Raw genomic sequence first — 13,985 nt, 5'->3', positions numbered from 1 at the left:
GCTCCTTGTTCCGTACGGTGCGTACCCTCGGCACGCTCAAACGCTCACAACCGAACCCCTATAGCGTGCCATGCGCCTGGCCGGGCTCAGGCACCGGAATGGGGGTTGCGCGCACCGGTGCGCGCAGCGCCCCCGCGGGTACGGCCCGCTCGGCCTCGGCGGCGGCGTACTGAGGGTCCCGTCCGGCCGCCACCAGGGCCCGCATCCGGGCCAGCCGGGGGCCGTCCGGGGCGGTCGGGGCGGCGTCGCGCGGCCACCGGGCGAGCAGCCGGGCGAAGGCCGCCGAGCGCCCGGCGCAGCGCACCAGCAGCTCGTCCGCGTCCGCCAAGCCCGGGGTCGCCCGGGCCAGCACGGCGCGGGCCCGGGCCGGGTTCTCGGCCGCGCAGTGCTCGGCGAGGCGTTCCACGGCGGCGGTCAGCACCACCCGGTCGGTCTCGGTGGCGAGCAGGGTGTCCAGCAGCTCGCAGCGCAGAGCGTCCGCCGCCGGGTCGGCCACCGGGACGGACAGCACCTCGGCGAACGGCCGGCACACGGCGGCCTCCCGGGCGGCCAGCGCCCCGCCGAGCAGCACCCGCAGCTCCAGCCGGGCGGCCGGGCCGTCGATCGCGGCGTGCCGCAGCCGGCGGCCGAGGTAGTGGACGGCGACCGGCCCGGCCAGCTCCGGGTGCCGGCGCAGCAGCCGGGCGGCCAGGTCGGCACTGCGCCGGGCGGCCACCGGCGACCCGGCGTCGGCGAGCACCCGCAGGGTCTCGGCGGGGGCCGCGCCGGGGAGCGCCAGGCCGTCGGCCAGCGCGGCGAGGACGGGCTCCGGGTCGCTCTCCAGGGCCGGGGCGAGGGCGCGCGCGGTGAGGAAGGGGTCGCCGCCCGCGCGGTGGCGGGCGAGCGCGGCCTCCAGGTGCCCGGCCCGGGTCGCCGGGTCGCCGACCAGCAGGGCCAGCGCGGCGCCGTGCAGGCCGGGTTCGTCCTGGCGGGCGAGCAGGGTCAGCGCGGTGTACCGCAGCAGCTCGGCCCCGGGACCGCCGGCGTACGGGGCGGTCCGCAGCGCGTGCACGGCGGCGGCGACGTGCCGCTCGGGCCGCCGGTCGTGGCTCCAGCGGTCCACCGCGCGGCAGAGCGCGGACGGCTCCTCCGCGGCGAGCACGGCGAGGAGCGCGTCCGCCCGCGGGTGGGCGGCGTCGGCCAGCGCGTCGGCCAACTCGTCCAGGGCCAGCCGGCGGTGGGCGTGCAGCAGGTCGTGGGCGAGGTCGGCGACCGTCCGACCGGGCCGGCCCGGCAGCCCGCCCGGGTCCTCGAACCAGGCGCAGAGCAGCGGGAACACCGCGACCGGGTCGGCGCGCAGCCGCCCGGCCACCGCGCCGAGGAACTGCTGCCCGGAGCCGTCGGCGGTTACCAGGCGGCGCAGCAGCGCGAGTTCGGCCTCGACGGGCAGGCCGAGGCCGATCCAGAACGCCGGTCCGAAGCGGTTCAGCCCGTCGAGCACCTCCCAACTCCCGGCGGTCGCCGCCCGTTCGGCGATCCGGCGGGCCAACTGGTCGAGCAGCGCCCGGTGTTCGGTGGGATCGGGGCTGGCGGCGAGCCCGGCGGTGAGCAACCGGGCCGCCCACCAGGCGGGTTCGCTGCCCGGCGGGCGCAGGTCCAGTGCGCGCCAGATCCGGTGCAGCCACGGGTCCAGGGCGGTCGCGCCCCAGGTCTCGGCGACCCGGCGCAGCGCGGCGGTGACCGGGCCGATCCGGTGCCGGGGGACGGCCGGGCCGGGCCCCTCCGGCCCGGGCGGGGTGTCCTCGGCCTCGCCGAGCAGCATCCGCAGCGCCGCGTCCAGGTCCAGGTGCCGGCCCTGCAGCCAGTCGGCGAACTCCCCGTGGGCGAAGCGGTAGCCGGGCCCGGCGGGGACGAACAGCCCCTCGGCGAGGACCGCGCCGGCCCAGCCGCCGTCGACCGGGAACAGCCCCTCGAAGGCCTCCCGGCCCAGCCCGCCCGGCTCCTCGCCGAGCATCCGCCGGGCCGCCTCGTGCACCCGCCCGGCCACCGCCGCCGCGAGCCGGCGCACCCGGCGCTGGCGCGGTCCGGCGGGCCGGACGGCGCCCCGGCGGTGGGCGCCGGGGCGGCGCGGCCGGTCGTCCTCGGCCAGCCGCTGAGCCACCCGCAAGCAGCACAGGTCCAGGTGGGCCCCGAACAGCTCGCCGCGCCGCGCCGGCCCGTCGTGCAGGCCCTGCGCCCACAGCTCGCCGGCCAGCCGGACGGCCAGCGGGTGCCGGGCGTCCTCGGCGGCGGACGGCCGGCCCGGCGGCAGCCCGTAGCGGCGGCGCACCCGCTCGGCCGCCTCGACGGGCAGCGGGCCCAGCCGGTGCCCGGCCAGGGTCGGGGCGCCGGGGCCGGCGCCGTCCATCCGGACGGTGGGGGCGCTGGCCAGGTCGCCGTCCGGCCCCGGTTCGGCCGGGCGGGCGGCGTCCGGGGCGCCGCTCCCCCAGGGCTCGGCCGCCAGCCGCTCCCAGACCTCCTCGCCGCAGGCGGTCAGCAGCCGTGCCCCGCAGCCGGTCAGCCACTGCCCGGCGCCGCGCAGCCAGCGCGGGTCCAGCTCGGCCGGGGCCTCCTCGGGGCCGTCCAGCACCACCAGCAGCGGGCGGCCGGCGGCCGCGCACAGCGCCGCGACCGGCTCCGGGGCGGGCGCCGGGACGCCCAGTTCGGCCGCGACGGCGGCCAGCGCCCGCTCCACCGGTTCGGCGAGTGAGCGGTCCCCGGCGCGCAGGTCGGCGCCGCGCAGCCAGAGCGTGGGCAGCGGCCGGTCGCCGTCGGAGCGGCGGACGGCCAGCGCGGCCAGTTCGGTGGAGCGCCCGCTGCCGGGGGCGCCGACCAGGGCGGTGACGGTCGCCTCCGGTTCGTCCCCGGCCGGGCCGTCCGGCCGGTCCACCCGGTCGGCGGCCAGCCCGGCCACCCGGCCCGGACCGGCCCCGGCGGCGGCCAGCTGGGCGGCGGCCAGCCGCAGCACCCCGGCCAGGTTCAGCGCCGGGCCGTACCCGGGCACCGCCGCCGCGTTGCGCGCCAGCAGCCCGGCCAGCGCCTCCGCCACCACCGCCCCGCCACCGGCCGGCACCGCCGACAGCGCCCCGCCGTACTGCTCGCCGTACTGCTCGCCGCACTGCGAACGGTCGTACGTCGAACGGCCGTACGGCGCCCCGCCGGGCTGCGAGCCGCGCAGGCCGGGCACGGCCAGCGCCACCACGGCACCGCTGCGTGCGTCCAGCACCGGTGAGCCGGCCGGCACCAGGACCCCGCCGACCGCCGGCACGTCCAGCACCAGCACCCCGGCCAGCCGGTGCCCGCCGTAGGCCGCGCCGCCGACGCCCAGCAGCCCGCAGCGCAGCACGACCGCCCGGCCGTCCTCGCCGGTGAGCGCGGGCAGCAGCACCTCGTGCCCGGCCCCCACCGCGGCCACCGGCAGCGGCGGCACCGGCAGCCCGCCGACGGCGTCGGTGCGCAGCAGGGCGAGCCCGTGCTCGGGCAGCGGCAGCACGGCCTCCGGGCCCAGCACCCGGGTCTGTCCGCCGGGGGTGTGCAGCACCACCCGGTCCAGGCCCGCCACGGCCTCGTGCGCGGTGAGCACCCCGCCCTGCGGGTCGGCGGCGAACCCCAAGCCGTGCAGCCTTCCGTCGAGGTCGCGGATCCGCAGCAGGTACCGCCCCGGATCACCCTCCGCGAACCCCGGCATGGACGCCCCTTCGACCGTCGAGCGGGCCCGTCGCCCGCTCGCCGCCGGGATCCTGCCCGCCGAGGGGGCGCCCCGACCGCGCCCGCGCCGTTCACCACGGCGGTTCACCTCGCGCGCTCCCCCGCACGGGTGACGCCCCCGGTTCGAGTGAAAGGCCCGCACAGGTGAACCCCCGAAGGCGGACCACGCAGGTGACCCGTAGGCGAACCCGCGGGTGAACCCCGCACCGGCGACTCCCCGCACAGCAGGAACCCCCGCCGGGAGCACGTCCCGACGGGGGTTCCGACCACGCCCTGCTCAGCCGACGAACACCGCGACCGGCTTCGCCTGCCCGCCCTTCTCCTCGACCAGCGCGAGGAAGCGCCCGTCCGGCCCGAACACCGCGATCGGCCCGTCCGCGCCCAGCCCGGGCGCCTTCAGCCGGGCGCCGTGCGACAGCTTCTCCGCCGAGTCCTCGTCCAGGTCCCAGCGCGGGAAGGCGGCCGCCGCGGCCGCCGCGATCGGCAGCACCTCCAGCGGCGCGCCGTCCTCGCCCTTGACGGCGGTCTCCAGCTCCTCCAGGGTGTGCGCCGACTCCACCCCGTACGGCCCGACCCTGGTGCGCCGCAGCGCCGTCAGGTGCCCGCCGACGCCCAGCCCGGCGCCCAAGTCGCGGGCCAGCGCCCGGATGTAGGTGCCGGAGGAGCACTCGACGGTCACGTCCAGGTCGATCACCGGCGTGCCGTCCTCGGCGACGGCCTCGCGCTGCGCCTGGACGGTGAAGGAGTGGATCGTGGTCGGCCGGGCCGCGAGCTCGAAGTCCTCGCCCTCGCGCACCCGGGCGTACGACCGCTTGCCGTCGATCTTGATCGCGCTGACCTTGGACGGCACCTGCATGATCTCGCCGGTGAGCGCCGCGATCCCGGCGTCGATCGCCTCCCGGGTGACGCCGTCCGTCGGGGCCGAGGCGGTGATCTCGCCCTCGCGGTCGTCGGTGACGGTGGTCTGGCCGAGCCGGATGGTCGCCTCGTAGGTCTTGGCGGTCAGCATCAGGTGGCCGAGCAGCCGGGTGGCCCGCTCGACGCCGATCACCAGCACCCCGGTGGCCATCGGGTCCAGCGTGCCGGCGTGCCCGACCTTCCTGGTCCCGGCCAGCCACCGCATCTTGGCGACGACCCCGTGCGAGGTGATGCCCTCGGGCTTGTCGACGATCACCAGGCCGTCGGGGCCGGTGCCTTTGCGCTTCATCGGGTTCTTTCTCTGAGACGTGCGGTCGTACGGACGTGCGGTCGTACGAGCGGCAGGCGTACGGACGGGCAGGCGTACGGACGGGCGGCAGTCGCCCACCGCGGGACGGTCAGGTCAGGGACGGGGCCGCAGCGCGCCCCGGAACCGCTCGACCACGGCGGCGACGTCCTCCCGGGCGCTGAACCCGGCCGCGAAGACGTGCCCGCCGCCGCCCAGCTCGGCGCAGGCGGCGGCCACGTCCACCGCCCCCTTGGAGCGGGAGGAGCCGCGCAGCGTGCCGTCCGGGTCCTGCTTGAGCACCAGCGCCACCTCGGCCTCGGCCGGCCGGCGCAGGATGTCGATCAGCCCCTCGATCTCCTCGACGGTGACGCTGAACAGCGCCAGGTCCTGGTAGGGCACCCAGGTCCACACCAGGCCCAGCCCGTCGGCCGCGTCCGGGTCGTAGACGGCCCGGTCCAGCGCGGCGGCCAGCACCTTGAGGTAACCGAAGGAGGAGGTGTCCCACAGCTGCCGGGAGATCAGGTCGTGCCGGATCCCGGTGGCGAGCAGCCGTCCGGCCAGTTCGTGGGTGGCGGGCGTGGTGGCCCGGTACTTGAAGGAGCCGGTGTCGGTGGCGACCCCGGTGTAGAGGCAGGTGGCCAGCGACTGGTCGAGCTCGACGCCGAGCCGGCGCAGCAGTTCGTCCACCAGGACGGCGGTGGCCGGCGCGGCCGGGTCGATCAACTGGTGGGTGCCGAAGCCCGGGTTGGAGGCGTGGTGGTCGAAGACCACCAGGACGGGCGCGGCGAAGGCCTTGTCGTGCAGCAGCCCCAGCCGGCTCTGCGCGGCGACGTCGAAGCAGAGCACCAGCTCGGGCACGTCCGGCACCTCGGCGGCCGGCACGATCAGCTCCTGGCCGGGCAGGAAGGCCAGCGACTCGGGCACGATCTGCGGGTCGTCGCCGAAGGAGACCCGCACCTCCTTGCCGAGCGCGCGCAGTGCCAGGGCCGCCGCCAGCGAGGAGCCGAGCGCGTCGCCGTCCGGGCAGATGTGGCAGATCAGGTCGATCGAACGGGCCCGCCCGATCTCCGCCACCACCTGCTGCCAGAGCAGCTCGAAGCCGCTCTCCTCGGCCCGCGGGCCGGGGAGCGCCGCGAGGGCACCCTCCACCGTGCTGGTGGAGGACGCCCCCGTGGTCGTTCCGGCTCGCGAGGCGGCCTGCGCCGGCTCACCCGCCATGACTACTCGTCCTCGTCGTCACGCTCGGCCGCGGGCACCCGGTACGGGTCCGCGTCACCGGCGTAGGTCGCGCCCGCGGCGGTGGTGCGCACCGCCGCGTCGATGGCCTTGGCCCGGTCGAGCAGGTCGTCGATGTTCCGGGCGTTCTCCGGCAGCGCGTCCGCGACGAAGGTCAGGGTGGGGGTGAAGCGCACCCCGATCTTGCCGACCTCGGAGCGGATCACGCCCTTGGCGCTCTCCAGCGCGGCCGCGGTGGCCTCGCGCTCGGTCTCGTCGCCGAAGACGGTGTAGAAGACGGTGGCCTCGCGCAGGTCTCCGGTCACCCGGGTGTCGGTGATGGTCACGAACCCCAGCCGCGGGTCCTTGATCCGCCGCTCCAGGGTCTGGGCGACGACCACCTGGATGCGGTCGGCGAGCTTGCGCGCCCTTGCGGTGTCGGTCACGTTGCCTCCTCGTGCAGTGGGCCCGGTACCCGGGCGAGCTGCGCACCCGTCGGGGCCCATGCCCCAAAGTACCGGCCCGCGCCCGGCCTTGCGGGCGCTCTCGGTCCTGATCTGTGTGAGAACGGCGACTTCCGCCGGCCGGCTCCACAGCCCTCATTCGTCGTCGTCGTTGTGGTACCTCCTCCTCGCGGAGAGGAGCTGCACCTCGGGGCGGCCGGCGACCAACCGCTCACAGCTGTCCAGGACCTCGGTGACGTACCCGGCTTCGCCGGCGACCACCGCGAGGCCGATCTCGGCCCGGCGGTGCAGGTCCTGGTTCCCGGTCTCGGCAGCGCACACGCTGTACTTGCGCTGCAGTTCGGCCACGATGGGCCGCACGATCGAACGCTTCTCCTTGAGCGAGTGGACGTCGCCCAGCAGCAGGTCGAAGGTGAGTGTTCCCACGAACATGTATGACAGGTCTCGCCGACCTGGAAGGCCTCGGGAAACCGGTCCGGAACCGGTCCGGCTTCCCAGGACCCTACACAGCGAGACCGGGGCCGGTCGACGGAAATACCATCCGTCGACCGGCCCCGGCTGACACCGACTAGGCGCGCGGCTTCTCGCGCATCTCGTAGGTCTCGATGATGTCCTCGACCTTGATGTCGTTGAACGACCCCAGGGTGACACCGGCCTCGAAGCCCTCGCGGACCTCGGTCGCGTCGTCCTTGAAGCGGCGCAGACCCTCGATGGTGAGGCTCTCCGCCACGACCTTGCCGTCGCGCAGCAGGCGGGCCTTGGCGTTGCGGCGGATGACGCCGTCGCGGACCAGGACACCGGCGATGTTGCCGAACTTGGAGGAGCGGAAGACCTCGCGGATCTCCGCGGCGCCGAGGCGCACCTCCTCGTACTCCGGCTTGAGCATGCCCTTGAGGGCGTTCTCGATCTCCTCGATCGCCTGGTAGATGACCGAGTAGTACCGGACGTCCACGCCTTCCTTGTCGGCCGCGGCGCGCGCACGGCCTTCGGCGCGCACGTTGAAGCCGATGATGATGGCGTCCGAGCCCATCGCCAGGTCCACGTCGGACTCGGTGATGGCACCCACACCGCGGTGCAGGACCCGGAGCTCGACCTCCTCGCCCACGTCCAGCTTGACGAGGGCGTCCTCGAGGGCCTCGACCGAACCGGAGACGTCACCCTTGATGATGAGGTTGAGCTGCTCGATGGAGCCGGCGGCGATGGCCTTGTCCAGGTCCTCCAGGGACACCCGGACCCGACGCTGCGCGAAGGCGGCGTTGCGGTCGCGGGCCGAGCGCTTCTCGGCGATCTGGCGGGCGGTGCGGTCCTCGTCGACGACGATGAAGCTGTCGCCGGCGCGGGGCACCGAGGTCAGACCGAGCAGCAGCACCGGGCGGGACGGACCGGCCTCGGCGAGGCTGTTGCCGTTCTCGTCCAGCATGGCGCGGACGCGGCCGTAGGCGTCGCCCACGACGATCGAGTCGCCGACGCGGAGGGTACCGCGCTGGACCAGGACGGTCGCCATGGCGCCGCGGCCCTTGTCCAGGTGGGCTTCGATCGCAATACCCTGCGCGTCCTGCTCCGGGTTGGCCCGCAGGTCGAGCGAGGCGTCCGCGGTCAGGACCACGGCCTCCAGCAGCTGGTCGATGTTCAGACCCTGGCGCGCGGAGATGTCGACGAACATGGTGTCGCCGCCGTACTCCTCGGCCACCAGGCCGAACTCGGTCAGCTGACCGCGGACCTTGGTCGGGTCGGCGCCCTCGACGTCGATCTTGTTGACGGCGACCACGATCGGCACACCGGCGGCCTTGGCGTGGTTCAGCGCCTCGACCGTCTGCGGCATGACACCGTCGTTGGCCGCGACCACCAGGATCGCGATGTCGGTGGACTTGGCACCACGGGCACGCATGGCGGAGAACGCCTCGTGACCCGGGGTGTCGAGGAAGGTGATCGGGCGCTCTTCGCCGTTCACCATCGTCGCCACCTGGTAGGCACCGATGTGCTGGGTGATGCCACCGGCCTCGCCGGCCACCACGTTGGACTTGCGGATCGCGTCCAGCAGTCGGGTCTTACCGTGGTCGACGTGACCCATGACGGTGACGACCGGCGGGCGCGGGGCCAGCTGGTCCTCGTCGCCCTCGTTGGCACCGAAGTCGATGTCGAACGACTCCAGCAGCTCGCGGTCCTCGTCGTCCCGGCTGACGATCTCCAGGACGAAGCCCATCTCGTCCGCCAGCAGCTGCAGCGTGGCGTCGGAGACCGACTGGGTCGCGGTGACCATCTCACCGAGGTTGAACATGACGGAGACGAGCGCGGCCGGGTTGGCGTTGATCTTCTCCGCGAAGTCCATCAGCGAGGCGCCGCTCGACAGGCGAACGGTCTGGCCGTTGCCGCGAGGCAGCATCACACCGCCGACGGACGGGGCCTGCATGGCCTCGTACTCCTGGCGCTTCGCCCGCTTCGACTTGCGACCGCGCGCCGGGCGACCGCCCGGGCCACGACCGAAGGCACCCTGCGTGCCGCCACGGGCACCCGGGCCGCCGGGACGACCGCCGAAGCCACCGGGACGCGGGCCGAAGCCACCGCCGCCGCCGGGAGCGCCGCCACCCGGACGCGGGCCGCCGAAGCCGCCGCCACCGGCCGGACGCGAGCCCGGACCGGCCGGACGACCCTGGAAGCCCGGACGGGCGCCGCCGCCACCGGGACCGGCCGGACGGCCACCGGGGCCACCCGGACCACGGCCACCCGGACCCGGACGCGGGCCGGCCGGACGCTGCGGCATCATGCCCGGGTTCGGGCGCGGCATGCCGGACGGGGACGGCGCGCCGGGGCGCGGACCGGCCGGACGCGGCATGCCGTCGGGACGGGGGGCGCCACCCGGACGGGGAGCACCGGCACCCGGCCCACCGGCCGGACGCGGACGGTCACCACCGGGACGCGGGGCGCCACGGTCGGCACCCGGCGCACCACCCGGACGCGGACGGTCACCACCGGGACGCGGGGCGCCACGGTCGGCACCCGGCGCACCACCCGGACGCGGACGGTCACCACCGGGACGCGGACGGTCGCCGCCCTGCGCACCCGGAGCACCCGGACGGGCACCCGGCGCGCCCGGACGGCGGTCGCCGGGGCGAGCCATGCCGGTCGCACTACCCGAGGTGAACGGGTTGTTGCCCGGACGCGGGCCGGCCGGACGCGGGCCCGGACGGGCGCCGCCACCGGCGGGGGCCTGGCCGCTCGGACGCGGGGCCTGGGTGGCCGGACGCGGGGCGTCGGCACCGGCCGGAGCCGGCGAGGAGAACTCGGCCGCGGGAGCAGCCGGAGCCGCCGGGGCGGCGGGACGCGCGGCCGGGCGCGGGCCCGGAGTCGGCGCACCCGGGCGCGAGGCGGCGGGAGCGGCCGGAGCCGCGGGGGCGGCCGGAGCGGCGGGAGCCGCGGCGGCCGGGGTCGGACGGGGACCAGGGGTCGCGCTGGGGCGCGGACCCGGGGTCGGGGCACCCGGCTTGGGTGCACCCGCGGCGCCTGCCGCGGGCTGGGGCGCCGCGGGCTTCCGCGGGCCAGGCTTGGCAGCGCCACCACCGGTGGGGGCCACGCCAAGCGCGTCAGTCAGCTTGCGCACGACCGGCGCCTCGATCGTCGAGGACGCCGAACGGACGAACTCACCGAGCTCGGTCAGCTTGGCCATGACGGCCTTGCTCTCCAAGCCAAGCTCCTTGGCGAGTTCATAAACCCGGACCTTAGCCACTTCACTCCTGTCTATGAGTCCGGGGGTCTCGTCCGCCGGACTGTCGCTACTTCATGGGCGTACCCATCGCGTACTCATCGCGTACTCATCGAGTGCTCATCGCAATCTCGACCTACTTCCACATCGCGAGGTACCTGACTGGTGGCACGGCGCGCGGCTGCCCGAGCGCTGTGCTTGTTGCGGTGGTTCTCCGCCGCGATGAGCGGCGGTTGTCGCGGGAGGCGGCCCGTCTAGGAGGCTCCGCCCGCCCGCTCCTCGATGAACCCGCGGAGCCGCTCCGTGTCGAGCGTCCCCTGGAGCCGGAAGGCCCGGGGGAACGCCCGGCGGCGGACCGCGAGGTCGAGGCAGGCCGGATCGAGGTGCAGGTGAGCGCCTCGGCCCGGCAGTGCGCCACGGGGATCGGGGACGCAGACGCCCTCGACCGCCGTGACACGCAACAGCTGGTGCTTGGCCGCGCGCTTGCGGCAGCCCACGCAGGTGCGTTCCGGGCGTGCTCGGACGTGCGTCCGGCCAGACGAAGGCAAGTCTACCCCTCCGAAGCGACATGGCGCCGCCCCGCAGATCCCGGAGGACCGGCGGGGGCGCCAGGAACAACACTCACTACCGGGCCGCGGCCCTGCATTTCTCCTACTGGGACTCGGCCTGGCCCTCGGTGTCCGGCCGGATGTCGATCCGCCAACCGGTCAGACGCGCGGCCAGACGGGCGTTCTGCCCCTCCTTGCCGATCGCCAGGGACAGCTGGTAGTCCGGCACGATCACCCGGGCGGAACGCTGGGCGAGGTCCACGATCTCCACGCTGGTCACCCGCGCGGGGGACAACGCGGCGGCGACCATCTCGCGCGGGTCCTCGGACCAGTCGACGATGTCGATCTTCTCGCCGTGCAGCTCGCCCATCACGGCGCGCACCCGGGAGCCCATCGGGCCGATGCAGGCACCCTTGGCGTTCAGCCCGGCCCGGCGCGACCACACCGCGATCTTGGTACGGTGACCGGCCTCACGGGCGATCGCGGCGATCTCCACGCTCCCGTCCGCGATCTCCGGGACCTCCAGCGCGAACAGCTTCTTCACCAGGCTCGGGTGGGTGCGCGACAGCGTCACCGACGGCCCGCGGACACCACGGCGCACCGCCACCACGTAGCACTTCAGCCGGGTGCCGTGCCGGTAGTCCTCGCCCGGGACCTGCTCCTGCGGCGGCAGGATGGCCTCCAGCTTGCCGATGTCGACCAGCACGCTCTTCGGGTCGTTGCCCTGCTGGACGACACCGGTGACGATGTCGCCCTCCTTGCCCGCGTACTCGCCGAAGGTCTGGTCGTCGGCGGCGTCGCGCAGGCGCTGCATCATCACCTGGATGCCGATGCTGGACGCGATCCGACCGAAACCGTTCGGGGTGTCGTCGAACTCCTTCGGCTCGACGCCCTCGTCCAGCTCCGCCGGGTCCTCCATGGCCCACACGGTGACGTGGCCGCTCTTGCGGTCCAGGTTCACCCGGGCGCGACGGCGCGAGCCCTCGGTGCGGTGGTACGCGGTGAGGAGGGCGGACTCGATGGACTCGACCAGCAGGTCGAAGGGGATGTTCTTCTCGTTGACCAGCGTGCGCAGGGCACTCATGTCGATGTCCACGGCTACGCCTCCTCGTCTTTCGTCACGTTCATGATGGTCGTACGGCGGCCGGCTCACTCGGCGCCGTCGTCCCCCTCGTCGAAGTCGGCGGCCTCGTCCAGGAGCTGCTCGTCGTCCTTGCGGTTGAACTCGACCTGGACCCGCGCGCGATCGACCTCGACGTACTCCAGGCGGCGCTCCTTCGGACGGCCACGCCCCTTCACCGGCTGCACCTCGACCAGCGCGCCGGCCTCGTCCGCCTCCAGCACCCGGGCGACCAGCTCCCCGCCGTCGACCAGGTGGATCTTGGCGAGCCGGCCCTCGGCGCGCTGCCAGTGCCGCGGCAGGACCAGCGGACGCTCCGCACCCGGCGAGCCGACCTCCAACAGGTACGGCTCGTCCCCCATCACGTCCGAGGCGTCCAGGGCCTCGCCGACCACCCGGCTGAACTCGGCGATGGCGTCCATGTCCACGCCGCCGTCGGTGTCGACGTCGATCTGCACCTGCCGGCGGTTGCCCGCCTTGGTGACCTTGACGTCCTCCAGGTCCAGTCCGGCCTGGACGGCCAGCGGCTCCAGCAACGCGCGCAGCCGGTCGGTGTGGGTGGTGCTCATCCGGGTGGACTCCTCGGCCGCGTCTGCTGTTGTCAGAGGTCGCACCGCGCCCTCCGCGCCCGTCGGGCGCACACCGGGTCACGGCAGCTCGGCCCAAAGCCTAGCCGGTGAAGCCGCGAACCACCGATTCCGGACCTCCCCCGACCAGCCGCACGCCACCCACTGCGAGCAAGCTCACACCGCCCCGCCCGCCGCACCGAACCCTCGAACACCACCCGCAAAGGTGGGGATTCTGCGAAGATTCACGCCAACGAGGGCAGGCGGGGAGGCCGCCCTCCCGTACCCGCTCCGGAGTGACCCCGATGCAGCCGCCCAGCCGAAGGACCTTCCTGGCCCTCGGACTGATCACCCTCACCACCGCCTGCACCAGCTCCGGCACCGGCCCCGACGTGACACCCGGCGACAAGAGCCCCGACCCGGACACCCCCGTCCGCCTGCGCGCCGTCGCCGCCACCGACACCCTGCTGGCGGCCTACGACACCCTCCTGGCCACCGCCGGGGCCCAGACCACCCTGCTGAAGACCCTCCGCGCCGAGACCGCCCAGCACCGCGCCGCCCTCGCCGACGGCATCCCGGCCCCCACCCCCACCACACCGACCCCCACCACCACACCGCCCAGCGCCACCCCCACCCCCACCCCCGCCGCCCTGGCCACCCTGGAACGCCAGACCGCCCAGGCCCGGCTGGCCGACCTCGGCGCGGCCCGCCCACCCCTCGCCCGCCTGCTCGCCTCGGTGGCCGCCGCCAACACCCTGCACGCCGCCTCCCTCGGCGCCCCCGCCGACCAGCCCACCCCGACGGCAAGCGGCACCCCCACCCCCACCACCACCCCCGGAGCAGTACTCCCCGCCCTCCAGAAGGCCCTGAGCGCCGAACACGCCGCCGTCTACGGCTACGGCGTCGTCGGCGCCCACCTCCCCGAGGACCAGCAGCGCACCGACGCCCGCACCGCCTACGCCGCCCACCAGGCCCAACGCGACGCCTGGCAACGCCTCGTCACCACCCTCGGCGCCACCCCCACTCCCGCCGCCGGCGGCTACCAACTCCCCTTCCCGGTCACCGACCCCACCACCGCCACCAAACTCGCCGCCCACCTGGAAACCAGCCTCACCACCGTCTACGCCGACCTGGTCGCCGACCTCCCCGCCCCCCACCGCCCCACCGCAGCCACCGCCCTCCGCGACTGCACCCTCCGCGCCCACCGCTGGGGCGCCCCCGACACCCCCTTCCCCGGCATCCCCGACCCCCTCCCCACCCCCACCCCCACCCCGACCTGACCCCGACCTGACCCCACCCCCGCACCCCCACCCACCCACCCACCCACACCCCACACCACCTCCGCCCCCACCTCCCCCTCCCACCCGCCCCAGGCGAGAGGGACGCGCTGCGGGAGGGGGCGGTGGAGGGGGTGGGTGCGGAGAGGGGCGTGACGGGTG

10 protein-coding genes are annotated in these 13,985 nt (G+C 75.4%); 1 reads left to right on the top strand and 9 read right to left on the bottom strand.

Annotated features, from left to right (window positions below):
- Window positions 1-58: 58 nt before the first annotated feature.
- The 9 genes from ACFWIS_RS32690 to rimP form a co-directional block, all read right to left on the bottom strand.
- Entirely contained in the window at window positions 59-3,706 is a 3,648-nt protein-coding gene (locus tag ACFWIS_RS32690; RefSeq protein WP_380460496.1) for a serine protease, read from the bottom strand.
- Between the two features lie 297 nt (window positions 3,707-4,003).
- Window positions 4,004-4,933: a tRNA pseudouridine(55) synthase TruB gene (gene truB / locus ACFWIS_RS32685; protein WP_380460498.1), complete on the bottom strand. Its 930-nt coding sequence runs from the start codon at window positions 4,931-4,933 to the stop codon at window positions 4,004-4,006.
- A 114-nt stretch (window positions 4,934-5,047) separates the two neighbouring features.
- The gene (locus ACFWIS_RS32680) at window positions 5,048-6,151 is read right to left on the bottom strand and encodes a bifunctional oligoribonuclease/PAP phosphatase NrnA (RefSeq protein ID WP_380460500.1); all 1,104 of its coding nucleotides are present in this window, start codon (window positions 6,149-6,151) and stop codon (window positions 5,048-5,050) included.
- Between the two features lie 2 nt (window positions 6,152-6,153).
- Entirely contained in the window at window positions 6,154-6,594 is a 441-nt protein-coding gene (rbfA, locus tag ACFWIS_RS32675) for a 30S ribosome-binding factor RbfA (protein WP_380460502.1), read from the bottom strand.
- Window positions 6,595-6,747: 153 nt separating this feature from the next.
- On the bottom strand, window positions 6,748-7,044 hold the full coding sequence (locus ACFWIS_RS32670; protein ID WP_030311386.1) for a DUF503 domain-containing protein: 297 nt from the start codon (window positions 7,042-7,044) through the stop codon (window positions 6,748-6,750).
- A 136-nt stretch (window positions 7,045-7,180) separates the two neighbouring features.
- Window positions 7,181-10,336 carry a translation initiation factor IF-2 gene (gene infB, locus ACFWIS_RS32665; RefSeq protein WP_380460504.1) on the bottom strand — a complete coding sequence of 1,052 codons (3,156 nt, stop codon included), beginning with the start codon at window positions 10,334-10,336 and terminating at the stop codon, window positions 7,181-7,183.
- A 230-nt stretch (window positions 10,337-10,566) separates the two neighbouring features.
- Window positions 10,567-10,809 (bottom strand): YlxR family protein, encoded by a 243-nt coding sequence (locus tag ACFWIS_RS32660; RefSeq protein ID WP_317621212.1) that lies wholly within the window; start codon window positions 10,807-10,809, stop codon window positions 10,567-10,569.
- 154 nt (window positions 10,810-10,963) lie between these two features.
- A complete protein-coding gene (gene nusA / locus ACFWIS_RS32655; RefSeq protein WP_380460506.1) occupies window positions 10,964-11,956 on the bottom strand; it encodes a transcription termination factor NusA in 993 nt (330 codons plus the stop codon).
- A gap of 53 nt (window positions 11,957-12,009) precedes the next feature.
- Window positions 12,010-12,549, bottom strand: a complete 540-nt coding sequence (gene rimP / locus ACFWIS_RS32650) for a ribosome maturation factor RimP (protein WP_380460507.1) — start codon at window positions 12,547-12,549, stop codon at window positions 12,010-12,012.
- A gap of 302 nt (window positions 12,550-12,851) precedes the next feature.
- Here rimP and ACFWIS_RS32645 point away from each other — a divergent pair, with 302 nt between their 5' ends.
- Window positions 12,852-13,826, top strand: coding sequence for a ferritin-like domain-containing protein (locus ACFWIS_RS32645; RefSeq protein WP_380460509.1), 975 nt, complete (start codon window positions 12,852-12,854; stop codon window positions 13,824-13,826).
- Window positions 13,827-13,985 lie beyond the last annotated feature (159 nt).

The sequence above is a fragment of the Kitasatospora sp. NPDC127060 genome (assembly GCF_042724935.1).
GTDB lineage: Bacteria > Actinomycetota > Actinomycetes > Streptomycetales > Streptomycetaceae > Kitasatospora.
This window is presented reverse-complemented; position numbering and strand designations above follow the sequence as displayed.

Bases quoted from the DNA above. Each gene is read 5' to 3' on its own strand.
- ACFWIS_RS32690 (WP_380460496.1), bottom strand. From the start codon at position 3,706: ATGCCGGGGTTCGCGGAGGGTGATCCGGGGCGGTACCTGCTGCGGATC.
- rimP (WP_380460507.1), bottom strand. From the start codon at position 12,549: ATGAGCACCACCCACACCGACCGGCTGCGCGCGTTGCTGGAGCCGCTG.
- ACFWIS_RS32680 (WP_380460500.1), bottom strand. From the start codon at position 6,151: ATGGCGGGTGAGCCGGCGCAGGCCGCCTCGCGAGCCGGAACGACCACG.
- ACFWIS_RS32645 (WP_380460509.1), top strand. From the start codon at position 12,852: ATGCAGCCGCCCAGCCGAAGGACCTTCCTGGCCCTCGGACTGATCACC.
- ACFWIS_RS32670 (WP_030311386.1), bottom strand. From the start codon at position 7,044: ATGTTCGTGGGAACACTCACCTTCGACCTGCTGCTGGGCGACGTCCAC.
- truB (WP_380460498.1), bottom strand. From the start codon at position 4,933: ATGAAGCGCAAAGGCACCGGCCCCGACGGCCTGGTGATCGTCGACAAG.